General features: G+C 63.9%; 23 protein-coding genes. 14 read left to right on the forward strand and 9 right to left on the reverse strand.

Features of this window, described 5'->3' with window-relative positions; translation table 11 throughout:
* The 3 genes from glnK (at window position 1) to gshA (ending at window position 3,185) form a co-directional block, all read left to right on the forward strand.
* A complete protein-coding gene (gene glnK / locus LK539_RS04915) occupies window positions 1–339 on the forward strand; it encodes a P-II family nitrogen regulator (RefSeq protein ID WP_036247637.1) in 339 nt (112 codons plus the stop codon).
* A 10-nt stretch (window positions 340–349) separates the two neighbouring features.
* Window positions 350–1,747: an ammonium transporter gene (gene amt, locus LK539_RS04920; RefSeq protein ID WP_307729086.1), complete on the forward strand. Its 1,398-nt coding sequence runs from the start codon at window positions 350–352 to the stop codon at window positions 1,745–1,747.
* A gap of 136 nt (window positions 1,748–1,883) precedes the next feature.
* Window positions 1,884–3,185, forward strand: coding sequence for a glutamate--cysteine ligase (gene gshA / locus LK539_RS04925; RefSeq protein ID WP_227799801.1), 1,302 nt, complete (start codon window positions 1,884–1,886; stop codon window positions 3,183–3,185).
* Between the two features lie 162 nt (window positions 3,186–3,347).
* Here gshA and LK539_RS04930 read toward each other — a convergent pair whose 3' ends face one another.
* Entirely contained in the window at window positions 3,348–4,061 is a 714-nt protein-coding gene (locus LK539_RS04930; protein ID WP_227799802.1) for a class I SAM-dependent methyltransferase, read from the reverse strand.
* A gap of 179 nt (window positions 4,062–4,240) precedes the next feature.
* Between LK539_RS04930 and gshB the strand changes: the two genes are divergently transcribed.
* The 8 genes from gshB to LK539_RS04970 all read left to right on the forward strand — a co-directional run bounded on the left by gshB (window position 4,241) and on the right by LK539_RS04970 (window position 11,466).
* Complete coding sequence (gshB, locus tag LK539_RS04935; RefSeq protein ID WP_227799803.1) at window positions 4,241–5,191, forward strand: glutathione synthase; 951 nt, start codon at window positions 4,241–4,243, stop codon at window positions 5,189–5,191.
* 1 nt (window position 5,192) lies between these two features.
* Entirely contained in the window at window positions 5,193–5,600 is a 408-nt protein-coding gene (locus tag LK539_RS04940) for a PTS sugar transporter subunit IIA (RefSeq protein WP_227799804.1), read from the forward strand.
* A 45-nt stretch (window positions 5,601–5,645) separates the two neighbouring features.
* Window positions 5,646–5,915, forward strand: coding sequence for an HPr family phosphocarrier protein (locus LK539_RS04945; RefSeq protein ID WP_159696553.1), 270 nt, complete (start codon window positions 5,646–5,648; stop codon window positions 5,913–5,915).
* A gap of 29 nt (window positions 5,916–5,944) precedes the next feature.
* Window positions 5,945–7,723, forward strand: coding sequence for a phosphoenolpyruvate--protein phosphotransferase (gene ptsP / locus LK539_RS04950; RefSeq protein WP_227800552.1), 1,779 nt, complete (start codon window positions 5,945–5,947; stop codon window positions 7,721–7,723).
* A 23-nt stretch (window positions 7,724–7,746) separates the two neighbouring features.
* Window positions 7,747–8,898, forward strand: coding sequence for a homoserine O-acetyltransferase (locus tag LK539_RS04955; RefSeq protein WP_227799805.1), 1,152 nt, complete (start codon window positions 7,747–7,749; stop codon window positions 8,896–8,898).
* Complete coding sequence (gene metW / locus LK539_RS04960; RefSeq protein WP_229520609.1) at window positions 8,895–9,524, forward strand: methionine biosynthesis protein MetW; 630 nt, start codon at window positions 8,895–8,897, stop codon at window positions 9,522–9,524. The genes LK539_RS04955 and metW overlap by 4 nt, the downstream gene beginning before the upstream one ends.
* A 95-nt stretch (window positions 9,525–9,619) precedes the next feature.
* Window positions 9,620–10,525 carry a M48 family metallopeptidase gene (locus LK539_RS04965; protein ID WP_227799806.1) on the forward strand — a complete coding sequence of 302 codons (906 nt, stop codon included), beginning with the start codon at window positions 9,620–9,622 and terminating at the stop codon, window positions 10,523–10,525.
* Complete coding sequence (locus LK539_RS04970; RefSeq protein WP_227799807.1) at window positions 10,525–11,466, forward strand: pseudouridine synthase; 942 nt, start codon at window positions 10,525–10,527, stop codon at window positions 11,464–11,466. The genes LK539_RS04965 and LK539_RS04970 overlap by 1 nt, the downstream gene beginning before the upstream one ends.
* Here LK539_RS04970 and LK539_RS04975 read toward each other — a convergent pair whose 3' ends face one another.
* Together LK539_RS04975 and LK539_RS04980 are read right to left on the reverse strand one after the other, a co-directional pair.
* Window positions 11,467–14,829 carry an Ig-like domain-containing protein gene (locus LK539_RS04975; protein ID WP_227799808.1) on the reverse strand — a complete coding sequence of 1,121 codons (3,363 nt, stop codon included), beginning with the start codon at window positions 14,827–14,829 and terminating at the stop codon, window positions 11,467–11,469.
* A 195-nt stretch (window positions 14,830–15,024) separates the two neighbouring features.
* A complete protein-coding gene (locus LK539_RS04980) occupies window positions 15,025–15,795 on the reverse strand; it encodes an exodeoxyribonuclease III (RefSeq protein ID WP_227799809.1) in 771 nt (256 codons plus the stop codon).
* Window positions 15,796–15,933: 138 nt separating this feature from the next.
* Here LK539_RS04980 and pyrE point away from each other — a divergent pair, with 138 nt between their 5' ends.
* Window positions 15,934–16,593 (forward strand): orotate phosphoribosyltransferase, encoded by a 660-nt coding sequence (gene pyrE, locus LK539_RS04985; RefSeq protein ID WP_227799810.1) that lies wholly within the window; start codon window positions 15,934–15,936, stop codon window positions 16,591–16,593.
* A gap of 2 nt (window positions 16,594–16,595) precedes the next feature.
* Window positions 16,596–17,297 carry a DUF6624 domain-containing protein gene (locus LK539_RS04990; protein ID WP_227799811.1) on the forward strand — a complete coding sequence of 234 codons (702 nt, stop codon included), beginning with the start codon at window positions 16,596–16,598 and terminating at the stop codon, window positions 17,295–17,297.
* Here the strand turns inward: LK539_RS04990 and LK539_RS04995 are convergent.
* A complete protein-coding gene (locus LK539_RS04995; protein ID WP_227799812.1) occupies window positions 17,294–17,944 on the reverse strand; it encodes a glutathione S-transferase family protein in 651 nt (216 codons plus the stop codon). The two genes, LK539_RS04990 and LK539_RS04995, sit on opposite strands and share 4 nt — an antisense overlap.
* A 106-nt stretch (window positions 17,945–18,050) precedes the next feature.
* On the opposite strand from LK539_RS04995, the gene LK539_RS05000 reads away from it, so the two are divergent.
* Entirely contained in the window at window positions 18,051–18,650 is a 600-nt protein-coding gene (locus LK539_RS05000; RefSeq protein WP_227799813.1) for a TetR/AcrR family transcriptional regulator, read from the forward strand.
* A 214-nt stretch (window positions 18,651–18,864) separates the two neighbouring features.
* Here the strand turns inward: LK539_RS05000 and LK539_RS05005 are convergent, their stop codons facing one another.
* The 5 genes from LK539_RS05005 to gatA form a co-directional block, all read right to left on the reverse strand.
* Entirely contained in the window at window positions 18,865–19,455 is a 591-nt protein-coding gene (locus LK539_RS05005; protein ID WP_227799814.1) for a hypothetical protein, read from the reverse strand.
* An 11-nt stretch (window positions 19,456–19,466) separates the two neighbouring features.
* Complete coding sequence (locus LK539_RS05010) at window positions 19,467–19,910, reverse strand: helix-turn-helix transcriptional regulator (RefSeq protein ID WP_227799815.1); 444 nt, start codon at window positions 19,908–19,910, stop codon at window positions 19,467–19,469.
* On the reverse strand, window positions 19,894–20,439 hold the full coding sequence (locus LK539_RS05015; protein ID WP_227799816.1) for a type II toxin-antitoxin system RelE/ParE family toxin: 546 nt from the start codon (window positions 20,437–20,439) through the stop codon (window positions 19,894–19,896). Before LK539_RS05015 ends, LK539_RS05010 begins: the two co-directional genes overlap by 17 nt.
* Before the next feature lie 158 nt (window positions 20,440–20,597).
* On the reverse strand, window positions 20,598–22,058 hold the full coding sequence (gene gatB / locus LK539_RS05020) for an Asp-tRNA(Asn)/Glu-tRNA(Gln) amidotransferase subunit GatB (protein ID WP_227799817.1): 1,461 nt from the start codon (window positions 22,056–22,058) through the stop codon (window positions 20,598–20,600).
* A gap of 76 nt (window positions 22,059–22,134) precedes the next feature.
* Entirely contained in the window at window positions 22,135–23,610 is a 1,476-nt protein-coding gene (gatA, locus tag LK539_RS05025; protein ID WP_227799818.1) for an Asp-tRNA(Asn)/Glu-tRNA(Gln) amidotransferase subunit GatA, read from the reverse strand.
* Window positions 23,611–23,625: the final 15 nt, after the last annotated feature.

A 23,625-nucleotide genomic window follows, 5' to 3' on the forward strand; every position in this document is an offset into this window, starting at 1 on the left:
ATGAAAATGATTACCGCCATCATCAAACCCTTCAAGCTGGACGAAGTGCGTGAAGCGCTGTCGGAGATCAACGTCCAGGGCATGACCGTGACCGAAGTGAAGGGCTTCGGCCGCCAGAAGGGCCACACCGAGCTGTACCGCGGCGCGGAATACGTGGTCGATTTCCTGCCGAAGATCAAGATCGAGGCCGCCGTCGACGACGCCGTGGTCGACCAGGTCATCGACGCCATCTCGGGCGCCGCCCGCACCGGCAAGATCGGTGACGGCAAGATTTTCGTGGCCGACCTCAACCAGGTCATCCGTATCCGTACCGGCGAGACCGGCAACGAAGCACTGTAAGGGAAACCCGATGAAACTCACCACCAAACTCCTCGCCGGTGCAATGGCCGCCGGCCTGGCGCTGCCGGCCCTGGCCGCGCCCACGATCAACAAGGGCGACACCGCCTGGATGTTCGTCGCCACCTTGCTGGTCATCATGATGTCGATCCCCGGCCTGGCCCTGTTCTACGGCGGCCTGGTGCGCGCCAAGAACATGCTGTCGGTGCTGATGCAGGTCTTCATGGTCTTTTCCCTGATCATCGTCCTGTGGTGCCTGTACGGCTACTCGCTGGCCTTCACCCAGGGTAACGCCTTCATCGGCGGCTTCGACCGCGTCTTCCTGAACGGCATCTACGATGCCGCGGCCGGCACGTTCAGCCAGGCCGCTACCTTCAGCAAGGAGACCATGATCCCCGAGTTCATCTTCGTGGCCTTCCAGGGCACCTTTGCCGCCATCACCTGCGGCCTGATCGTCGGCGCCTTTGCCGAGCGCGTGCGCTTCGCAGCGGTGCTGCTGTTCATGGTGCTGTGGTTCACCTTCGGCTATCTGCCGGTGGCCCACATGGTCTGGTTCTGGGCCGGTCCGGATGCGATCACCGACGCCTCGACCCTGGCCACCGTCACCGGCAATGCCGGCTTCCTGTGGCAGAAGGGCGCGCTCGACTTCGCGGGCGGCACCGTGGTGCACATCAACGCCGCGGTGGCCGGCCTGGTCGGCGCCTATGTCATCGGCAAGCGCATCGGCCTGGGTCGCGAATCGATGGCGCCGCACTCGCTCACCATGACCATGATCGGCGCCTCGCTGCTGTGGGTGGGCTGGTTCGGCTTCAATGCCGGTTCGGCGCTGGAAGCGGGCGACATCGCGGCGCTGGCCTTCATCAACACCCTGCTGGCGACCGCCGCGGCCGCCGTGTCGTGGATGTTCGGCGAGTGGATCTTCAAGCGCAAGCCCTCGCTGCTGGGCGCGGTCTCGGGCGCGGTGTCGGGCCTGGTGGCGATCACCCCGGGCTGCGGCTTCGTCGGTCCGATGGGCGCCCTGGTCATGGGCCTGCTGGCCGGTATCATCTGCCTGTGGGGCGTGACCGGCCTGAAGCGCCTGCTGGGCGCCGACGACTCGCTCGACGTGTTCGGCGTGCACGGCGTGGGCGGCATCCTGGGCGCGCTGCTCACCGGCGTGTTCGCCGCGCCGCAGCTGGGCGGGCAGGGCATCTGGGACTACATCGCCAACAAGGGCTCGCCGGACTACTCGATCGCCAACCAGGTCTGGGTGCAGGCCCAGGCGGTCGGCATCACCATCGTGTGGTCGGCGGTGGTCGCCTTCATCGCCTTCAAGCTGGTGGATGTGGTGGTCGGCCTGCGCGTGCCGGCGGACCAGGAGCGCGAGGGCCTGGATATCACCAGCCACGGCGAATCGGCTTACCACGCCTGAGCCTCACTGCTGCTGCAAAGGCGCCCCTCGGGGCGCCTTTTTGCGTTTATGGCAATTCAGACTTTAAATAAGCATATTCGTCCCTATATGAGGCTACCGATATAATTCGAATAAGCCATCACTAGGACGTCACACCATGGTTCCGCACCTCGCCACCGCCCTGACCGGTCCCCTCCTGGACCTGGAAAAGAAGATTCTCGAAGCCACGCCCGCCATTGAGCGCTGGTTCCGCCTCGAGTGGCAGGAGCATACGCCGCCGTTCTACTGCTCGGTCGACCTGCGCAATGCCGGCTACAAGCTGGCGCCGGTCGATACCAACCTGTTCCCGGGCGGCTTCAACAACCTGTCCACCGAGATGCTGCCGCTGGCGGTGCAGGCTGCCATGGCCGCGATCGACAAGTACTGCCCGGACGCGCGCAACCTTTTGATGATCCCGGAAGTCCACACGCGCAACCCGATGTACCTGCAGAACGTGGCGCGCCTGATGCAGATCTTCCGCCAGACCGGCCTGCACGTGCGCCTGGGCTCGCTGTCGCCCGACGTCACCCAGCCGACCCCGCTGGCGCTGCCTGACGGCAATATGCTGGTGGTCGAGCCGCTGGTGCGCTCGCCGAACGGCCGCCGCGTCGGCCTGGCCGACTTCGACCCCTGCACCATCCTGCTCAACAACGATCTCTCGGCCGGCATCCCGTCGATCCTGGAAAACATCCACGAGCAGTCGCTGCTGCCGCCGCTGCACGCCGGCTGGGCGCTGCGCCGCAAGAGCAACCACTTCAAGGCCTTCGACGAGGTGGCCAAGAAGTTCGGCAAGCTGATCGAGATCGATCCCTGGCTGGTCAACCCGCTGCACAGCAAGGTCGGCGAGATCGACCTGCAGGAAGACGTGGGCACCGAGCAGCTGGCCGATGCGGTGTCGGCGCTGCTCTCGAAGATCAAGAAGAAGTACAAGGAATACGGCATGAAGGAGCAGAAGCCCTTCGTGATCGTCAAGCCGGACGCCGGCACCTACGGCATGGGCGTCATGACCGTGAAGGACGCCAGCGAGGTGAAGGACCTGAGCCGCGCCCAGCGCAACAAGATGACGGTCATCAAGGATGGCGTGGCCGTCACCGACATGATCGTGCAGGAAGGCGTGCCGACCTTCGAATCGATCAACGACGCGGTGGCCGAGCCGGTGGTCTATATGATCGACCGCTACGTGGTGGGCGGCTTCTACCGCGTGCATGCCGAGCGCGGCATCGACCAGAACCTGAACGCGCCGGGCTCGCAGTACGTGCCGCTGGCCTTCGCCCAGCAGCACGCGGTGCCGGACCTCAAGGCCAAGCCGGGCACGGCGGCGCCGAACCGCTTCTACGTGTACGGCGTGGTGGCGCGCCTGGGGCTGCTGGCCGCGTCGCTGGAGCTCGAGCGTACCGACCCGAACCCTGAGGTGTACTGAGCGGAGCGCCCAACCGTAGGGTGGGCGGATTTTCCGCCCACGCGTTCAAACAGTGCGGGCGTCGAGACAATCGTGGCCATGGTGGCGCTGGTCGACCGCGTGGGCGCATTTCAGGCCACTGGCCTGAAATGCCCTGCCCACCCTACGGGCTGAGCTGATGCTTCACGCGCCTTTCTGCACCATGTACATGAAGTGCGAGCGCAGCGGCGGCGCCATGGCCGCCAGCAGATCCGAGGCCATCCAGGGCGCCCGTGCCAGCAGCCGGTGGATCGGCGGCGCCAGCATCAGGGTACGGTAGCGGCTGCGTTCGCCCGGCCACCAGGACACCAGCTCGGCGCGCGTCACCTTGCGCACGTTGCGGTTGCGTGGGTTGTCGTAGCGGAAATCGAACACCAGCACCCAGCCGCCCGGACGCAGCGCGCGCCACATCTGGGCGGCCAGCTCGCGCCGCAGGCCATCGTCAAGGATCGAGGAAAACACCGTCTGCGCGCTCACCAGATCCTGGTTGCGCAATCCCATCGCGTCGAGAGTGCCGAGGCGCCAGCTGACTTCGGCGGCGGTATAATGGCGCGCGTAGTCGAGCCGGTCCTGCTGCAGCTCGGTGCCGGTCAGGCGGTCCGGATCGGCGCCCCAGTCGATCAGCTGGCGCAGGAAGCCGCCGGTGCCGCAACCGACGTCGAGCACCTTCAGCGCCGACAGGTCGCCGCCCAGGGTTTCGGAGAGGAGGGCGGCGAAAGCGCGCGAACGCGCCGCCACCTGCTGCAGGATTTCCGGCCGGTGCCAGGCGTAGCGGTCGAGGGCCGCCCCGCCGTGCCAGCGCTGGTAGACCTCCCGGATACGGTCCTGTTCCGCTTGTTTGTCTGTATGCGCGTCCATGAGCCATGGTCGCAGGGCGGGTTGGCGCAAGCCTTGAGGTGGCTCATGCGCCTGGGGTGCGGATGCACAAATGCAATCCGGGCTTGCATCGTGCACCAGGCTGGTGCCGAAAGCAGGGCCCGTCCGCGAACATTTGCGTTTCCGGCTAAAATCAGGGCATTCTCCGCAATGGATTCCCCATGAAGATCGCTTTCCTCGCCGACCCGCTCTCCACCTTCAAGATCTACAAGGATTCGACTTTCGCGATGATGCGCGAGGCCGCGAAGCGCGGCCATGCCGTCTTCGCCTTCGAGCAGCGCGACATGGTGCTGGAAGAGGGCGTGGTCACGGCCCGGGTCACCCGCATCCACCTCACCGGAGAGCAGGACGCCTGGTACCGTGCCGAGGAAGCGGAAAGCGTCGAGCTGTCCTTCTTCGACGCCGTCATCGAGCGCAAGGACCCGCCCTTCGACATGGAATACGTGTACGGCACCTATCTGCTGGAACTGGCCGAGCGCCAGGGCGCGCGCGTGTTCAACCGCCCGGGCGCGATCCGCGACCACAATGAGAAGCTGACCATCGGCCAATTCAGCCAGTACACCTCGCCGACCCTGGTCAGTTCGGACGCGGCGCGCCTGCGCGCCTTCCACGAGAAGCACGGCGACGTGATCTTCAAGCCGCTGGACGGCATGGGCGGCGCCGGCATCTTCCGCGTTAAGGACGATGGCATGAACCTGGGCTCCGTGATCGAGTCGCTCACCGCCAACGGCAGGCACACCATCATGGCCCAGAAGTACATCCCGGCGATCAAGCAGGGCGACAAGCGCGTGCTGGTCATCGACGGCAAGCCGGTGCCGTTCACGCTGGCGCGCATCCCGCAGGGGAACGAAGTGCGCGGCAACCTGGCGGCCGGCGGCCTGGGCGTGGCCCAGCCGATCACGGCGCGCGAGCGCGAGATTGCCGAGGCCATCGGCCCGGAACTGGCGGCCCGTGGCCTGTTGCTGGTAGGATTGGATGTGATCGGCGATTTCCTGACCGAAGTAAACGTGACGAGCCCGACCTGCTTCCAGGAGATCACCGACCAGACCGGATTCGACGTGGCCGCGATGTTCATCGACGCGGTCGAACTGAAAGCAACTGAAAAGCACTGACATGGTAGGCATCCTGCTGATGACCCACGCTCCGCTGGGCCAGGCATTCATCGCGGCGGTGGCCCACGTATTCCGTGGCCCCACCGAGCGTTTCGAGGCGATCGACGTGACCGCCGACCAGGACCTGAGCGAGGTGAACTGCCTCGCCAAGGAGGCGATCGCGCGCCTGGACGAGGGCGACGGGGTGCTGGTCATCACCGACATCAAGGGCGGGACGCCGTCCAACTGCTGCAATTCGCTGGCCGACGCCGGCCACGTGGAAGTCATCGCCGGCATCAGCCTGCCGATGCTGCTGCGTGCGATCACCTACCGCCGCGACACCCTCGACGTGGTGGTGGAGATGGCCCTGGCCGGCGCCCAGAACGGCGCGGTGCGGGTCGATAACCGGATCCGCGTCGGATCGAGCTGAACGAACCTATAACGACAAACCTGGCCACGGGCATATAAAGAGAACATGATTCAACAGGAACTCGAAATCATCAACAAGCTGGGCCTGCACGCCCGCGCCTCCGCCAAGTTCACCCAGCTGGCCGCCAAGTTCAAGAGCGACGTCTGGCTCACCCGTAACGGACGCCGTATCAATGCCAAGTCGATCATGGGCGTCATGATGCTCGCCGCCGGCAAGGGCGCGAAAGTGCTGCTCGAAGCGGACGGCGAGGACGAAGAGGCGTGCATCGCCGCCCTGACGGGCCTGATCAACGACAAGTTCGGCGAAGGCGAGTAATGCCGCAGCCCCGCCCCACGGGACATTCGATGGCATCGTTCACGCTCCACGGCATTCCGGTTTCGCGCGGCATCTCGATCGGCCGCGCACACCTGCTCACGCCGGCCGCGCTCGACGTCAAGCATTACCTGGTGCCGGAAGAGCAGGTCGAGGCCGAGGTCAAGCGCCTGCAGCACGCCATCCTTGAGGTGCACCGCGGCCTGCAGGCCCTGTGGACCGAGCTGCCCAAGGACGCCCCGACGGAGCTGGGCGCCTTCATCGACGTGCATGCGCTGATCCTGTCTGACCCGATGATCTCGGAAGCGCCGCTCGACATCATCCGCTCGCGCCACTACAACGCCGAATGGGCCCTGGTGACCCAGATCGACGAGCTGTCTTCCCAGTTCGACGAGATCGAGGACGAGTACCTGCGCGAGCGCAAGCACGACATCCAGCAGGTGGCCGAGCGCGTGCTGAAGGTCCTGATGGGCACCGCGCTCGAGATCCCGCCGCCGCTCGCCGGCGAAGACAGCGCCGTGCCGCAGATGATCGTGGTGGCCCACGACATCTCGCCGGCCGACATGCTGGCCTTCCGCGACCGCGACGGCGCCGCCCGTTCCTTCGTCGGCTTCGTCACCGACGTCGGCGGCCAGAACTCGCACACCGCGATCGTCGCGCGCTCGCTCGACATCCCGGCGGTGGTCGGCATGAGCCAGGCCTCGCGCCTGGTCGAGCAGGACGACTGGGTGATCATCGACGGCGACGCCGGCGTGGTGATCTGCAACCCGAGCCAGCTGGTGCTGGAACAGTACCGCGCGCGCCAGGCCGCGCTCGGCAAGGCGCGCAAGCGCCTGCTCAAGCTCAAGAAGACCCCGGCAGTAACGAAAGACGGCACCGCGGTCACGCTGCTGGCCAACATCGAACTGCCGGACGACTGCCCTGCCGCGCTCGATGCCGGCGCCGCCGGCGTCGGCCTGTTCCGTTCCGAATTCCTGTTCATGGGCCGCGGCGGGATCGGCACTGCGGCCCTGCGCATCCCGGGCGAGGACGAGCAGTTCGAGCAGTACCGCAAGGCGGTGGTGGCGATGAAGGGCCGCCCGGTCACGATCCGCACCCTGGACGTGGGCGCCGACAAGCCGCTCGACCCGACCGAGCACACGGCCCTGAATCCGGCCCTGGGCCTGCGCGCGATCCGCTACTGCCTGGCCGAACCCCAGCTGTTCCTGACCCAGCTGCGCGCGATCCTGCGCGCCTCCGCGTTCGGCAAGGTGCGGATCCTGATCCCGATGCTGGCGCACGCCTTCGAGATCGACCAGACCCTGTCGATGATCGAGCAGGCCAAGGCGCAGCTGCGCGACGAGGGCATCAAGTACGATCCGGGCGTGGAAGTCGGCGCCATGATCGAGATTCCCGCCGCCGCGCTGGCGCTGCCGATGTTCGTCAAGCGCATGCAGTTCCTGTCGATCGGCACCAATGACCTGATCCAGTACCTGCTGGCGATCGACCGCGTCGACTACGAAGTGGCGCACCTGTACAATCCGCTGCACCCGGCGGTCCTGATGCTGATCGCCCAGACCATCGCGGTCGGCCAGAAGGCCGGGCTGGACGTCGCCGTGTGCGGCGAGATGGCGGGCGACCCCAAGCTCACCCGCCTGCTGCTCGGCATGGGCCTGCGCGAATTCTCGATGCATCCGGCCCAGCTGCTGTCGGTGAAGCAGGAAATCCTGAACAGCGACCTGTCCGCAATCACCACGCGTACGCGCCGCATCCTGCGCTCGATCGAACCGGACGAGATCGCGAACGCCGTCGAACAGCTGCAAACCCTCTGACAAGAAATACCTCCACAGCTTCCATGGGATCGATCGGAAACGTCACACCACAGGCGATGCACTTCGCCGAGCCGCTGCGCCTGCAAAGCGGCGCCAGCATCGGCGACTACACGCTGATGTATGAAACCTATGGCACCCTCAACGCCGACAAGTCGAACGCGGTGCTGATCTGCCACGCCCTGAACGCCTCGCACCACGTGGCCGGCACCTATGCCGGCCAGCCCAAGAGCCAGGGCTGGTGGGACAACATGGTCGGCCCGGGCAAGCCGGTCGACACCAACCGCTTCTTCGTGATCGGCGTGAACAACCTCGGCTCCTGCTTCGGCTCGACCGGGCCGATGCACGCGAATCCGGCCACCGGCAAGCCGTATGGCGCGTCCTTTCCGCTGCTGACGGTGGAAGACTGGGTCACGGCCCAGGCAAGGCTGGCCGACCGTCTCGGCATCGACTGCTTCGCCGCCGTCATGGGCGGCTCGCTGGGCGGCATGCAGGCCCTGTCGTGGAGCATCATGTTCCCCGAGCGCCTGCGCCATTGCATCGTGATCGCCTCCACCCCCAAGCTGTCGGCCCAGAACATCGCCTTCAACGACGTGGCGCGCCAGGCCATCCTCACGGACCCGGACTACCATGGCGGCGATTTCTACGAACACGGCGTGGTGCCGAAGAACGGCCTGAAGGTGGCGCGCATGGTCGGCCACATCACTTACCTGTCGAACGACGACATGGCGGAAAAATTCGGCCGCCGCCTGCGCAACGCGGCCGAGACCAACGACTACGCCTTCGACTTCGGCGTCGACTTCGAAATCGAGTCATATCTGCGCTACCAGGGCGACAAGTTCTCGGAATACTTCGACGCGAATACCTACCTCCTGATCACCAAGGCGCTCGACTACTTCGACCCGGCCGGCCTGCATGGCGGCGACCTGGCCAAGGCGCTGGAGAACACCCGGGCCCAGTTCCTGATCGCGTCCTTCACCACCGACTGGCGCTTCTCGCCCGAGCGCAGCCGCGAGATCGTCGAAGCCCTGCTGTCGAACCGGCGCAAGGTCACCTATGCCGAGATCGACGCGCCGCACGGCCACGACGCCTTCCTGCTGGAAGACCCGCGCTATCTCGGGGTGGTGCGCGCCTACTACGATCGGATCGCCCGCGAGCTGGCAGGGGAGCCCGCATGAACATGAGCGTGCACGAAAATGAGCTGAACGCCCTGCGCCCCGACCTGGCCTTCATCGCCGACTGGGTGCGCGAGCGCGCCCACGTGCTTGACGTCGGCTGCGGCGACGGCGCCATGCTGCGCTACCTGGAGCTGAGCAAGGGCTGCACCGGCTACGGCGTCGAGATCGCCGACGACAAGGTGCTGGAGAGCACCCAGCGCGGCATCAGCGTGATCCAGCACGACATGGAGCAGGGCCTGGACCTGTTCCGCGACAACGCCTTCGACATGGTGCTGTGCCTGTCCTCGCTGCAGATGATGCAGCACGTCGAGGCGCGCCTGCGCGACATCGTGCGCGTCGGCCAGGAAGCCATCGTGTCCTTCCCGAACTTCGCCTACTGGCCGCACCGCGTGGCCCTGATCCGCGGCCGGATGCCGGTCTCGCGCTCGCTGCCTTACCAGTGGTTCGATACGCCCAACGTGCGCTACGCCACCATCCACGACTTCAAGGACCTGGCCGAGAAGTGCGGCCTGGAAGTGCTGGAATTCGTGGCCCTGGCGGAGGGCAAGCCGGTGCGCTTCCTGCCCAACCTGCGCGGCAGCCTGGCAGTGTTTCGTTTGCGCAAGAAAGCCGGCGTCGTGACCTGAGCGCTTATGTGCGGTGGCGGCTTGTCGAGGCGGCTGCCATCCGCGATGATCGCGCTATTGTGTCCTCCTCCAGCTACTTTTCGTGGGTGATGAAAATGACAAAACTTAAGCATCTGGCGGCCTCCCTGTCCCTGTTCGCCGTCGTCGGCACGGTGGGCGTGGGCGACGCCTTCGCGCGCGACGACCGCAACACGACAGTCCAGGATGGCATCGCGGTCAGGCCGCTATCGCGCCTGAGCAAGCTCGTGCCGGCAGAACAGCTCAACCAGGCTGCAGCGCAGCAATACACGCAGATGATGAGCCAGGCGCAACAGAAAGGTGTGCTGCTGCCGCCGTCGCACCCGGAAGTCCAGCGCCTGCGCGCCATCGCCAAACGCATCATTCCGCATACCGCGCGCTGGAACCAGGATGCCAGCCAGTGGCAGTGGCAGGTCAATGTGATCGATTCGAAGGATGTCAATGCCTTCTGCATGCCGGGCGGCCGGATCGGCTTCTTTACCGGCATCCTGACCTCGCTGAAGCTGACCGACGATGAGGCAGCGGCCGTGATGGGGCACGAGATCGCCCACGCGCTGCGCGAGCACAGCCGCGAGAAGATGGCCAAGCAGGGCCTGACCAATGCGGGTGCGCGCATCGGCGGCGCCCTGATCTCGGGCATCTTCGGCATCGATCCCGGCATCACCGGCACCATTGCCAGCTATGGCGCCCAGTTCGCGGGCCTGAAATTCTCACGCGACGATGAGCGCGAGGCCGACCTGGTGGGCCTGGACATCGCCGCCCGCGCCGGCTACGACCCGCGCGCCGGCATCGCCTTGTGGCGCAAGATGGCGGCCCTGGATAAACGCGCGCCCATCGAGCTGCTCTCGACCCACCCGGGCGGCGAGAACCGCATTGCCATCATGGAGCAGCACATGAACGTGCTGTTGCCGGTGTATGCGCGCACCAAGGGCACCACCGCGGGCAGCCTGCCGCCTTACCGGACCAATGTCGCCCTGCGTTGATGGGCAGTAGCAGGAAGGGCCGCCAGGCCGAAGCCAACGCCTACGTGCCGCTGCCGACGCGCGACGGCGTCGCGCCCAGCTACCTGTGGCTGACCGAAACGCGGGCCGGCGGCATGCTGCGCTTCCTGACCGAGCGCTTTCCGGATGTCTCCGAAGCCGCCTGGGCGCGGCGCCTGGCGCGCGGCGAGATCGTCGACGCCAAGGGTATACCGCTGGGCGCAGACAGCCAGGTGCGCCAGGGCATGCGCATCTGGTATTACCGTGAGCTGGAGCAGGCCGAGACGCCGATTCCTTTCCAGGAACAGGTGCTGTTCCAGGACGAGCACCTGCTGGTGGCCGACAAGCCGCACTTCCTGCCGACCATCCCGACCGGGCGCTTCCTGCACGAGACCTTGCTGGTGCGCCTGAAGAAACGCTTCGACTTGCCCCACCTGGTGCCGATCCACCGGCTCGACCGCGAGACCGCGGGCGTGGTGATCTTTTCGCACAATCCGGACTCGCGCGGGGCCTACCAGTCGATGTTCCAGAAGCGGGTGGTGACCAAGGTGTACGAGGCGCTGGCGCGCCCGCTCGAGGGCCGGGAATTCCCCTTTACCTACCGCAGCCGCATGCAGGATGCGGAGCAGTTCTTTGTCAGCGCCGAGGTGCCGGGCGAGCCGAATTCGGAAACGCTGATCGAGCTGATCGAGCAGCGCGGCGAGGTGGCCCATTACCGGCTGCATCCGCACACGGGCCGCAAGCACCAGCTGCGCCTGCACCTCTCAAGCCTCGGGGCGCCGATCCTGAACGACGCGTTCTACCCGGTGGCGCTGCCCTGCAAGGGCGACGACTTCAGCGCGCCGCTGCAGCTGCTGGCGCGCGCGATCAGCTTCGAGGATCCGCTCAGCGGCCAGCCGCGCCGCTTCGAGAGCGGCTTCCGGCTGGCCTGGCCCGGGGAATAATCAGGCCGGCGGGGGCAGGTCGACCACCCATTGCGGTGAGCCGATGATCGCCACGTTGCCGGCCAGGTCCTGTATCGACTCGTTGTTCATCTGCAGGTTGTACAGGCCGGAAACCGAAACCTTGAAGTTCAGGACCGAATCGTGGCCGCCGGATCCGTCGGTCACATACCAGTTGCTGCCGCTGCCACTGCTGCCGCTGAAGGTCAGGAACTCGGTCGCGGCCTGGAACAGCTTGAACATGCCGGTCGGCTTGAACACGATCTGTTCGCTGAAGCCAAGTTGCGCTTCGCGGGTCGAGCTCTTGTTCACAAACGAAGACACGGTCGGGCCGGTCGTGTCGATGACCAGTGTGAACGGATTCGAGGCCTCGCTGACGTTGCCGGCCTTGTCGGTCTGCTTGGCCGTGATCGCGTAGCTGCCGTCGATGGTGAACTTGTCGGCATCCAGTACCGTCAGGTCCCAGTGTCCCGCGCTGTCGGCAACGGTGCTTCCGATCACACGGGTGCCGGCATACAGCACCACCGTCGCGCCGTTTTCCGCACCGGTGCCCTTGAAGGTCGGCGTGGTGTCGGAGGTGATGCCGTCGCTGCTCGAGCTGCCGGTGTCGCTGGATGCGGCCAGCTCCGGGCGGTCCGGCTCGTCGGCGTCGGTATCGACGCGCAGCGTGACGGACGTCGAATAGGGGCTCTTGTTGCCGGCGACGTCGAGCTGCTGGACGGCGATGCTGTGAGTGCCGTCGTGCAGCGCCTTGGCGGCGCCGACCGTGATGCTCCAGTTGCCGGAAGCGTCGCTGACGGTGCGCCCGATCTCTGCTTCATCCGCATAGAGCACGATTTCGCTGTTGATGATTGCGCCTGTACCCGTGAACGTCGGGGTGTTGTCGCTGGTGAGTCCATCGGTCGACGATGCGCCGGTATCGCTGGCGGTCGCAAGTTGCGGCGCCGGCGGCGCGCTGGTTGGGCCGGTGCGATCGACCGTGAAGCTGATCGGCGCCGAATCGGCGCTGGCGTGGCCGGCGGCGTCGATCTGGCGTACCTTGTAGGTGTGCACGCCTTCGTTCAGGGGAGAAGCGAAATTCGCGATCCAATCGCCGTTGGCGTCGCTGCTGCCGATACCCACCACCGCGTCGCCCAGCATGATCTTGATGCTGGCGCCCGGTTCGGCGCCGCTGCCGCGTAGTGCCGCGTAGTTTTCGCGCGTGATGCCGTCACTGGACGAAATCCCGGTATCGGTGGCCAGCACCACCGTGGTCAGGGCGGCCGGCGTGGCGGTGTCGATGACTAGTGTCAGCGGGGACGAGGCGGTGCTGGTATTGCCGGCGCGGTCGGTTTGCTTCACCGTGATGGTGTAGCTGCCGTCGGCCAGTGCAACCGGCGTGCCGAGGGTCTTGGTCCAGACGCCGTCGGCATTGGCCTTGGTCGTCCCGAGCAGGGTGCTCCCGTTGTAGATGGCGATCTCGGCACTGGCTTCGGCGGTGCCGTTCAAGGTTGGCGTATTGTCGTCGGTGATGCCGTCGCCCAGGGCGCCGGAGTCGCTGGCCAGCGCGTCGAGCACAGGAGCATCCGGCGCAGTGGGAGCGATGGTATCCACCTTCACGTCAATCATGTAGCCGTATCCACTGTCGTCGTAGATGCCGCCGAGGACAATGTGAGCGCTGGCCAGCAGGTCGAGCGCGTTGCCGGCCAGATCTTCGACCGTGCCGCCCAGTTCCGCGATGTCCTTGATCTTGAGGCTGGACGAGTCGTCGCCAGCAGCGACGGTGTACTTGAAGACCAGTTCGTCACCGAGGTTGCCCGCGTAGGATGCTTTCTTGTTGTTGCTGAGGGTGATGGAAGGGATGGCTTCGGTGATCACCTTGACGTACTCGTCGAACTGGACGCGGAAGGTGATGACGTCGCCGGCCTTGTAGAAACCGTCGCCCTCCACCACGACCCGTGTCGCGTGCGGGTCCGTGGTATCCGGTTCGCTGCCGCCCTCTGCGGTCCTGAAGTCTATTTCGTAGCCGAAGACGTGATTGCCGGCCAGATCCGTCAGGTTCTCGGGCAGCACCAGCGAGTAGTCGATTCCCGCTTTCATGTTGTGCTCGGCGGCGCTGATGGTCAGTTTCTTTCCACCTTCCGAGAAGTTGGTCTCATCGAGGTAGATTTCGATAATGGATTCGTCACTGCCATACAGGTAAAGCATGTCCGCATCGCTCTCTTCATGGTGCCAGAAGACGGCTTCGTCGAAGGTGACGACCAGGTTCGCGTCGAGGGGGACGTTGGTGGATTCATGAGGCGAGGTGAGGACCTTCGGCTGCGTCGTATCGAGGATGATGGTCTTGCCGACCGCAGTGCTGTAGTGTCCGTCCAGCTTGACGACCCGGGCAGTGATCTCGTTCTCGGTACGGTCGAACACGAGTGGCGGGTCGGCGTCGCCGCCAAGATTGTATGACCATTCGATATAGTCTCCATCGGCCGTTATCTGAATACGGGACTTGTCCACCGTGACATCATTGATGACCAGCTCGATGTATTCGTCCGACGCGAGGCCACCTCGCAAGGTGCCCTTGACGAACTGCGGATTGTCGCCGCTGGCGCCACTGATGTTCGTGATCCCGTCCGTGCTCGATGGACCGCCGTCATTGACTTCCACGATATCGAGCAGATAGGCGTCTACGACGGTGTCGACCAGGTAGTTCCCCGAAGTGAGAACGCCGCTGCCGGACGTGCCGTCCGCGCTGCTCACCTTGCTCATGTCCAGGCGCAGCGCATTGGTCGCCGATTCGATGCTGTCGGCAGCGCTCAGGGTAATGGTCCAGGTGCGGTTATCGGTGCTGTGGGCGATGTTCTTGATGCTGGCATGGTCGGCGCTGATCGCCGCTTCGTCGAGCGACTCCAGGGCTTTCGAGAAGGTGACCGTCACCTTGATGTCGGCGCCGGCCTTTAGTACGCGGTCTTCGACGGTGATGGTGGCACTCAGGCCGGGTGGCGGTGGTACGGTGCCCGGCACGTTGAAGCTGAGTTTCTCGGGCACCGTAATGGCCGGCACCGCCTTGCCGCCGCTAACCAGGGTGCCGGCGGCCATGTACAGGTTCAGCTTCGCGCCCGGCGGCAGGCCGGTGGCGTCGAAGCTCACGTGGGTGCCGCTGATGCCCAGCTTGTCGAGCGTGATTTCCTTGCTGAAGGTGCCGCCGACCACGCGCAGCTTGGGCTGGCCGGTGGCGCGGTCGATCACGGTCTGCACCGCGCCGTCGGTCAGGAAGATCGAACCGCTGCCCGTGGCCATCGCCGCAGCGAAGTTCAGGTCGATGTGGGTCGCCGCGCCAGCACTGCTGACGGTGATGGTCGGGATGGCGGGCGAAGCAGGGGTAGTCGAGGTCATGGCGGCCGTTTATTGATATTCCGTCAACGGAAAATTCTAGTAAGAAAGTTACCAGACGGATAGTATCAATAAACAGGCAATGCCATTTCGCCAAAGAGGGCGAAGTGGTGCTTTTTTACATCAAGCTGATGCCGAATCCCCCCGATGTGGGGGGAAGGGATTCAGAAGTAAACCTAATAAATACCAGGTTTACTATCAGAGATGGTAATCAATGATCAGCGGGGCGTGGTCGCTGAAGCGCTCGTCCTTGTAGATCGAGACCGACTTGGCGCAGGCCGCGATGCCCGGGGTGGCCACGTGGTAGTCGATACGCCAGCCCACGTTCTTCGCGTAGGCCTGGCCGCGGTTGCTCCACCAGGTGTAGTCGGCGGCGTCGGGCGCCACGGCGCGGTGCACGTCCACCAGGCCGATCTCGTCGAAGATGCGCGTCATCCAGGCGCGTTCTTCCGGCAGGAAGCCCGAGTTCTTCTGGTTGCTCTTCCAGTTCTTGAGGTCGATCTCCTTGTGCGCGATGTTCCAATCGCCGCAGATCACCACTTCGCGGCCTTCCGCCTTCAGCTCCTCTAGGTGCGGCAGGAACACTTCCATGAAGCGGAACTTGGCCAGCTGGCGTTCGGGCGAGGAAGATCCGGACGGGCAGTAGACCGAGATCACGGTCAGGTTGCCGAAGTCGCAGCGGGTGTAGCGGCCCTCGGCGTCGAACTCGAGGCAGCCGAAGCCGATGCGCTTGTTGTCGGGGGCGCTGCGGCTGTAGACGCCGGTGCCCGAGTAGCCCTTCTTTTCCGCGTAGTGGAAGTGGCCATGGTAGCCGTGCGGGGAGAGGAATTCCTCGGTCATGTCGGCTTCCTGGGCCTTCAGTTCCTGCACGCAGATGAAGTCTGCAGACTGGGTGGCGAGCCAGTTGAAGAAGCCTTTCTTGTGGGCGGAGCGGATGCCGTTCAGGTTGGCGGAGATAATTCGTGGCATGGGTCTGATCAAGGATGGCGGTGGTGCGGAGGACGACAGTGTAGCGCGTTTTGATGCCGCTTGGCACGATCGGCCGGCGCTCGCCGGGGCAAACAGTGGCGGTTACAATACGGGCTTTCTGATATTCGGGAGGTGCGCGTGAGCGATCTGCGCCAGGAGTTTATTGCATTTTCGGTCAAGGCCGAGGTACTGAAATTCGGTCAATTCACGACCAAGGCGGGACGCCAGTCGCCGTACTTCTTCAACGCCGGCCTGTTCCACGACGGCGCAACCCTGGGCCAGCTGGCGCAGTTCTACGCGCAGACCCTGCTCGATTCCGGCGTCGCCTTCGACATGCTGTTCGGACCCGCCTACAAGGGCATCACGCTGGCATCGAGCACCGCCGTGGCGCTGGCCGCCAAGGGCCGCAACACCTCCTTCGCCTACAACCGCAAGGAAGCCAAGGACCACGGCGAAGGCGGCACCATCGTCGGCGCGAAGCTGGCGGGCAAGGTCGTGATCATCGACGACGTGATCTCGGCCGGCACCTCGGTGCGCGAGTCGGTGGACATGATCCGCGCCGCGGGCGCCGAGCCGGCCGCGGTGCTGATCGCGCTCGACCGCATGGAGCGTTCGGGCAAGGACGGTGCGCTGTCGGAGCATTCGGCGGTGCAGCAGGTCTCGCAGGAATTCGGCATCCCGGTGATCTCGATCGCGAACCTCGACGACCTGTTCACCTACCTGTCGAACGAAGCGGGCGCCGACCTGGGCGCGCACAAGGACGCCGTCGCAGCCTACCGCGCGCGCTACGGAGTGTGAGCATGGCAGTGCAGAACCTGAAGCGCCTCGCGTGTGCGATGGGCGCGGCGCTAGCCTGTGCCGGCGCGGCATCGGCCGCCGGCGACATCGCCAGTACTTGCCCTGGCGCTGCCGCCTGGTACGCCGCGCACCCGAACGACACCGACGAAGCGCTGGCGAAGCGCGACGCCGCACGCAGCTTCACCGACCCGCAACTGCGCGCCGAGCTGGCCGCGCGCGCCGCCCGCGACCAGGCCGCGCGCCTGGCGATGACGAAAGCCGCCCGCAAGGATTGGGGCCCGAAGCGCGAGGTCGCGGCCATCGACGAAGAGAACATCAAGTGGCTGTTCGAACTGGTGCGCAGCAAGGGCTTCCCGAGCGCCGCGCAGGTAGGCGAGCAGGGCGTGCGCGACGCCTGGCTGCTGGCCCTGCACGCCGACCGCGCGCCGAAGTTCCAGCAGCAGCTGGTGCCGGTGCTGGACCAGCGCCGCGTGGACGGCGAGCTCTCAAGCAGCGACATGGCGCGCTTCGTCGACCGCCTGCTGGTCGCCGGCGGCAAGCCCCAGCGCTTCGGGACCCAGGGCAGCGACAACTGGGAGGGCAGCCACTTTGGCCTGGCCAGCGCCGAGATCCTGCGCGACGTCGAAGAAAACCGCCGCCAGTTCGAGCTGATGCCGCTGGCCGACTACGTCTGCATGACGAAGGAAGAGCGCAGCAAACGCTAGGCGACGGCGGGCAGCTGCCGGTACAGGGCCAGCTGGTCGCCCAGTGCCTTGTCGAAGGCGGGGCGGGCCATGCAGCGGGCGCGGTAGGCGGCCAGCCTGTCGAAACGTTCGACCAGCTCCATGCCGTCCAGCAGGCGCAGCACGGTGCACATGAGGATGTCGGCGACGCTGAATTCGCCGGCCAGCCAGTCGCGTCCTTCCAGCCAGTCGTCCAGGTCGCGCAGGCGCTTGAGCGCCATCGCTTCCGCCGAGGGCCGCGCCGCTGCCGCCCAGGCTTCGTCGGCATGGAACAGGGCCAGGCTGACCAGCTCGGCGAAATAGGGCTCCACCGAATTGAGCGCGGCGAACATCCATACCGTCACCTGCGCGCGGGCCTCGGCATCCGCCGGCAACAGGGCAGGGCAGCGCTCGCCCAGGTGCAGCAGGATCGCGCCGGATTCGAACAGGGTCAGCCCGTCGTCCTGCAGCACAGGGATCTGGCTGAAGGGCTGCTCCTTGCGGTAGGCGGGCGTCGCCGCTTCCTCGAACGCGAGCAGGCGCAACGTGTAGGGCAGGCCCGCTTCCTCCAGCGCCCAGCGCACGCGCAGGTCGCGCACGTAGCCGGCCGCGAACGGGGGCACGCTGCGGAAAGTGGTCAGGGTCATCATCTCGTTTCCTCCTTGTGGTGTCGGTGGAAGTCACGATACGCGGGACCATATTATGTTCAAGAACATAATATCGATCGGCGCATAATGGGGCCGGAGGAGGTTCCACATGCCCTATAGTAGCGAGCACAAGGCCCAGACCCGCGAGCGCATCGTCAGCGCCGCGCGCAGGCTGTTCAACCGGCACGGCTTCGAGCAGGTGTCGATCGACCGCGTCATGCTGGAGGCCGGCCTGACCCGCGGCGGCTTCTATCACCACTTCGGCAGCAAGGACGAGCTGTACGCCGCCGCGGTGGCGAGCTTCACCAACTGCAATCCCTTCCGCGCCGATCTCGAGAGCAATCCCATGCCCGCGCCCGGCGAGCTGGCGCGCATGCTGCTCGACGTCTACCTGAGCGACAAGGTGTTCGACAACGTCGACTTCCACTGCCCCCTGTACGCCCTGCCGGGCGACGTGGCGCGCGCCGGGCTGTCGCCGCAGAAGGCCTACACCCAGCTGATCCGCAACCTGACCGCGGTCTACGCCAGCGCACTGGCAGGGGTGCCCGACGGCGAACAGCGGGCCCAGGCCATCGTGTCCCTGTGCGTGGGCGGGATGGTGCTGGCGCGCACGACCGACGACCCGGTATTGCGCCGCTCGCTGCGGGCAGCGGCGCGCAGGCAGGCGCTGGCATTGCTGTCCGTGGCCAGCGATTGCCGCGCCATCTAAGGCTTTTAGCCTTTAGCGCGGTGCATTGGAATTGTTGTAGGTAGTATGGTTGACGCGAAAACTGCGTGATGGATAAGGCTGATGTGTCAAGCAAAAAAAACCGGAGCTCTAGCTCCGGTTATAGTGGTCAGATGATTGCTTTGCCGACGTTTCAGGATTAGGAATAGAACTGTTTATTAGTCATACTCATCATTTCTAGTACGAATGCAGACTTTCACATCTTTTGCTTGGAAATTTGCTCTTCAGAAGCGTCAGGAGCTTTTTTTCTGGCAACCTTGGTCGCTTTTGGTTTTGATTTCGCTATTTTTGCCGCAATAGCCGCTTCCCATTTCTCAAAATCAATAGGAGCGTCAGCCTCTACTCTGCTATTGAAATTGGGAGTAGGCAAAAACCACAGCCCATGAACACTGCGCGCAGTAAAATTCGCAATATGTTCTCTAAATGCGCTATAAACCATCAAATAACCGGTTCCCCGGACTACCTGGAAGCGGCGAAGCCCTTCGTCTTTGCCGCGGAAATTTAAATACGCAGTTCCTTCAATAGTAATTGAATAAGGCAAAATAACGCCATCGACTTGTTTTGATTGCTGAATAGAAAGCTTGAGCGACAAGGTGAAATGTCTGGGATCTTCAAGCTCGTCATCTGGATAGGCGAGATCCGTTCCAAGCTCGATCTGAACTTTGTTAAATTCAAAATCGATTTGCGGGAATACTGCGGGTTGCTCTGGCAAAATGTACTCGGGATTAGCTTCGATATCAAATCGCCGGAATTCGAGTCGTGAGAGCCGGAATACACTAGGATTCATAGGGTTCTCAATTAAGCACATTCAAGAGCGAGACTATTCAACTCCTTAGGCTCTCTAAGGGGAATTTCGCTAAGTTTTCTATAACTGCTGAGCTGTACGACATTGGTGCCCTCGGCACCAATGTCTTCAGTACAATCAAAAAATCCCGTAACGCTTTGCTCATCAAAAGCGTACGTAACGCCAGACTCTTTGTTTCCAAAATCAATCGACATCGGCTCTTCAAGGGCATCTGCGAGCATGTAGAGCGTATCGATCTGAATGTTTTGGTTACCCTTCAAAAGACGTGACACAGCAGCTTCGGTGACTCCCAGTCGCTCAGCCAAATCTTTGTTGAGCAATTCCTTCTGACGCATCAGTCTGCGAACTTGTTGGATCGGCTCAGCTCGGCGAACGGCAGCCCACAGAGCTTTCCTTTCCGAAACTTCAGCAGCAACGATCTCATTTTTTCGCGACATTTTTTTCCTCACAAATTTCAATTTTTCCACGAGAATCCAAAATACTCTTGATATCCTCTTCGCAAATTTCGCTTATCTCCTTTGGTGTCTTTTGGTCCTTTTTGTGATATGCAGTTAATAAAAATAAAGCTTTTCTCCCTTGTGGTAGCCCATCCTTTAGTGGGAAAAAATAAATACGGTCTTTATTGTTGGGCTTTAGCTCCCAGACCTTGTATGTACCTTTTTCGTACTGGAAAGAATGGGCAACTTTGCAACTCACGCCGCTCTCTTCGATTGCAGCCTGATAATCTTCTTCACATACTGCAGCGAACAGTTCACTTAATGCCTTTAGGATCTGAGCCTTTTTTGTGACGTCATCAACGTGCTTTTCAATGCTTTTTGACAGTCTTCCATTTAAAAGTTTGCAATCTTTCACAACAGCAACGATGTCCCATTTCTGGGCAGAAGCAGAAACGAGTTTCGTCCCAGGTGGGATCTTCTTGGCCACCATTTCTAGGGCCTGTTGATGAGTGAGTTTGGCAGCTTTCATGGTATGGGCATTGATCTTAACATAGAAGTTAAGAAAAAGTGTGGCGCGTCTGTGACACGTGAGCATCCCCTAAGAAGGTGTGTGGCTGCCTAGCCATTGTTGAGTGCCAAGCCGAAAAAAAACCGGAGCACGCTCCGGTTTTCTGTGAGTGCGAACCTTTAACTCGCCAGCTTCTTCTTCAGGAGCTCGGTGACCTGGGCCGGATTGGCCTTGCCTTTCGAGGCCTTCATGGTCTGGCCGATCAGCGCATTGATCGCGGCTTCCTTGCCGGCGCGGTACTGCTCCACCGACTTGGCGTTGGCGGCCAGGACTTCGTCCACGATGGCTTCCAGTGCACCGACGTCGGAGGTCTGCTTCAGGTCCTTCTGCTCGATGATCGCGTCGGCCAGGCTGGCGTCATCGGAATTCGCTTCCCACATTGCCGCGAACACTTCCTTGGCCGACTTGTTGTTGATGGTGCCGTCGGCGATGCGCTTGAGCAGCAGGGCCAGTTGCGCGGCTTTCACGGGCGAGTCGGCGATGTCGACGTCGGCGCGGTTCAGGGTCGAGGACACTTCGCCCATCATCCAGTTCGCCGCCGCCTTGGCGTTTTCCTTGCCGGCCGCAGCCACCACGGCTTCATAGTAGGTCGCCATCGCCTTGGACGAGGTGAGCACCAGGCTGTCGTATTCCGGCAGGCCGTAGTCGCCCGTGAAGCGTGCGCGCAGGGCGCCCGGCAGTTCCGGCATGTCCGCCTTCACGCGTTCGATCCAGTCCTGGCCGATCACGAGGGGAGGCAGGTCCGGGTCCGGGAAGTAGCGGTAGTCCTGCGCGTCTTCCTTGGTGCGCATGGAGCGGGTTTCCTTCCTGTCGGGATCCCAGAGACGAGTGGCCTGGATCACCTTGCCGCCGTCTTCGATCAGCTCGATCTGGCGCCGCACTTCGTAGTGGATCGCTTCTTCCATGAAGCGGAAGGAGTTCAGGTTCTTGATCTCGCAGCGGGTGCCGAATTCCTTCTGGCCCATCGGGCGCACCGAGACGTTGACGTCGCAGCGGAAGCTGCCTTCCTGCATATTGCCGTCGCAGACGCCCAGCCACACGACCAGCGAGTGCAGGGCCTTGGCGTAAGCCACGGCCTCGGCCGCGCTGCGCATCTCCGGCTCGGACACGATCTCGAGCAGGGGCGTGCCGGCGCGGTTCAGGTCGATGCCGCTCATGCCGGCATAGTCTTCGTGCAGCGATTTGCCGGCGTCTTCTTCCAGGTGGGCGCGGGTCAGGTTGACGGTTTTCGTCTCCAGCTTGCCGTCCTTCTCGTAGGCGAAGCTGATGGTGCCGCCCTGGACCACCGGATCTTCGAACTGGCTGATCTGGTAGCCCTTCGGCAGGTCGGGGTAGAAGTAGTTCTTGCGGGCGAACACCGACTGCGGCGCGATCCTGGCGCCCACGGCCAGGCCGAAGCGGATCGCGCGCTCGACGGCGCCGCGGTTCAGCACAGGCAGCACGCCCGGCAGCGCCAGGTCGACCGGGCTGGCTTGCGTGTTCGGCTCGGCGCCGAAGCGGATCGAGCTGCCGCTGAAGATTTTCGAGTTGGTCGTGAGCTGCACGTGGTTCTCAAGACCGATGACGACTTCCCATTGCATAGTTGTTCTCTCTCTGTTCTGTGGCTGCGCTGGCGTTAGTTGAACGCGCGGTCGGCGGAGCCGACCACCCTACGATTCAAACACCCTCCGGGGTACGCTGGTGCCAGTCGGTGACCTGCTGGTACTGGTGCGCGATGTTCAGCAGCTTCGCTTCGGCAAAGTAGTTGCCGATGATCTGCAGGCCGACCGGACGCTTGCCGTTCTTCTCGCCCGCGCCGAAACCCACCGGGATCGACATGCCCGGCAGGCCCGCCAGGCTGGTCGACAGGGTGAAGATGTCGGCCAGGTAGTTCGCCACCGGGTCGTTGGCCTTGCTGCCCAGGTCCCAGGCCACGGTCGGGGCCACCGGGCCCATGATCACGTCGCACTTGTCGGCAAACGCGGCCTGGAAGTCGTCCGCGATCAGGCGGCGGATCTTCTGCGCCTGCACGTAGTAGGCGTCGTAGTAGCCGTGGCACAGCACGTAGGTGCCGACCATGATGCGGCGCTGGACTTCGCGACCGAAGCCTTCGGCGCGGGTTTTGCGGTACATGTCTTGCAGATCCTTGTACTCGCTGGCGCGGTGGCCGTAGCGCACGCCGTCGAAGCGCGACAGGTTGGACGAGGCTTCCGCCGGGGCGATGATGTAGTAGGTCGGGATCGACAGCGCGGTCTTCGGCAGCGAGATGTCGACCAGGGTGGCGCCCAGCTTCACGAACTGATCGAGCGCAGCGCGCACGGCCGCTTCCACATCCTGCGCCAGGCCTTCGCCGAAGTATTCCTTCGGCACGCCGATGCGCAGGCCGGCCAGGGGCTGGTTCAGTTCGCGGGTGAAGTCTTCGGGCGCGTTGCCCTGTTCGACGGTCAGGCTGGTCGAGTCGCGTTCGTCGAAGCCGACCATCTCGTTGAGCAGCAGGGCGCAGTCCTCGGCGGTCTGGGCGATCGGGCCGCCCTGGTCCAGCGAGGAGGCAAAGGCGATCATGCCGAAGCGCGACACGCGGCCGTAGGTCGGCTTGATGCCGGTGACGCCGCAGAAGGCGGCCGGCTGGCGGATCGAACCGCCGGTGTCGGTCGCGGTGGCGGCCGGCGCCAGGCGCGCGGCGATCGCGGCGGCCGAGCCGCCCGAGGAGCCGCCCGGCACCGCCAGCGGATCCCAGGGATTCTTCACCGCACCGAAGGCCGAGTTCTCGTTGGCCGAGCCCATCGCGAATTCGTCGAGGTTGACCTTGCCGAGGGTGACCATGCCGGCCTTGCCGAAGCGCTCGACCACGGTGGCGTCGAACGGGCTTTCGTAATTGGCCAGCATCTTCGAGCCGGCCGTGGTGCGCCAGCCACGGGTGACGAAGATATCCTTGTGCGCGATCGGCACGCCGGTCAGCGGGCCGGCATTGCCGGCGGCGATGCGGGCGTCGGCGCTTGCTGCCTGCGCCAGCGTCTGCTGCCGGTCCAGGTGCAGGAAGGCGTTGTGGCTGCTCGCTTCGATGCGGTCGAGGTAGTGCGTGGCCAGTTCGACGCTCGAGACCTGCTTCGATTGCAGGAGCGCGGACAGCTCTTTGATGGTTTTCTTGTGCATGTGCGTGTCGGTTCT

It is taken from the genome of Massilia sp. IC2-476 (assembly GCF_020707295.1).
GTDB lineage: Bacteria > Pseudomonadota > Gammaproteobacteria > Burkholderiales > Burkholderiaceae_D > Telluria.

Coding starts and splice junctions, on each gene's coding strand:
- glnK (WP_036247637.1), top strand. CDS start 1: ATGAAAATGATTACCGCCATCATCAAACCCTTCAAGCTGGACGAAGTG.
- amt (WP_307729086.1), top strand. CDS start 350: ATGAAACTCACCACCAAACTCCTCGCCGGTGCAATGGCCGCCGGCCTG.
- gshA (WP_227799801.1), top strand. CDS start 1,884: ATGGTTCCGCACCTCGCCACCGCCCTGACCGGTCCCCTCCTGGACCTG.
- LK539_RS04930 (WP_227799802.1), bottom strand. CDS start 4,061: ATGGACGCGCATACAGACAAACAAGCGGAACAGGACCGTATCCGGGAG.
- gshB (WP_227799803.1), top strand. CDS start 4,241: ATGAAGATCGCTTTCCTCGCCGACCCGCTCTCCACCTTCAAGATCTAC.
- LK539_RS04940 (WP_227799804.1), top strand. CDS start 5,193: ATGGTAGGCATCCTGCTGATGACCCACGCTCCGCTGGGCCAGGCATTC.
- LK539_RS04945 (WP_159696553.1), top strand. CDS start 5,646: ATGATTCAACAGGAACTCGAAATCATCAACAAGCTGGGCCTGCACGCC.
- ptsP (WP_227800552.1), top strand. CDS start 5,945: ATGGCATCGTTCACGCTCCACGGCATTCCGGTTTCGCGCGGCATCTCG.
- LK539_RS04955 (WP_227799805.1), top strand. CDS start 7,747: ATGGGATCGATCGGAAACGTCACACCACAGGCGATGCACTTCGCCGAG.
- metW (WP_229520609.1), top strand. CDS start 8,895: ATGAACATGAGCGTGCACGAAAATGAGCTGAACGCCCTGCGCCCCGAC.
- LK539_RS04965 (WP_227799806.1), top strand. CDS start 9,620: ATGACAAAACTTAAGCATCTGGCGGCCTCCCTGTCCCTGTTCGCCGTC.
- LK539_RS04970 (WP_227799807.1), top strand. CDS start 10,525: ATGGGCAGTAGCAGGAAGGGCCGCCAGGCCGAAGCCAACGCCTACGTG.
- LK539_RS04975 (WP_227799808.1), bottom strand. CDS start 14,829: ATGACCTCGACTACCCCTGCTTCGCCCGCCATCCCGACCATCACCGTC.
- LK539_RS04980 (WP_227799809.1), bottom strand. CDS start 15,795: ATGCCACGAATTATCTCCGCCAACCTGAACGGCATCCGCTCCGCCCAC.
- LK539_RS04990 (WP_227799811.1), top strand. CDS start 16,596: ATGGCAGTGCAGAACCTGAAGCGCCTCGCGTGTGCGATGGGCGCGGCG.
- LK539_RS04995 (WP_227799812.1), bottom strand. CDS start 17,944: ATGATGACCCTGACCACTTTCCGCAGCGTGCCCCCGTTCGCGGCCGGC.
- LK539_RS05000 (WP_227799813.1), top strand. CDS start 18,051: ATGCCCTATAGTAGCGAGCACAAGGCCCAGACCCGCGAGCGCATCGTC.
- LK539_RS05005 (WP_227799814.1), bottom strand. CDS start 19,455: ATGAATCCTAGTGTATTCCGGCTCTCACGACTCGAATTCCGGCGATTT.
- LK539_RS05010 (WP_227799815.1), bottom strand. CDS start 19,910: ATGTCGCGAAAAAATGAGATCGTTGCTGCTGAAGTTTCGGAAAGGAAA.
- LK539_RS05015 (WP_227799816.1), bottom strand. CDS start 20,439: ATGAAAGCTGCCAAACTCACTCATCAACAGGCCCTAGAAATGGTGGCC.
- gatB (WP_227799817.1), bottom strand. CDS start 22,058: ATGCAATGGGAAGTCGTCATCGGTCTTGAGAACCACGTGCAGCTCACG.
- gatA (WP_227799818.1), bottom strand. CDS start 23,610: ATGCACAAGAAAACCATCAAAGAGCTGTCCGCGCTCCTGCAATCGAAG.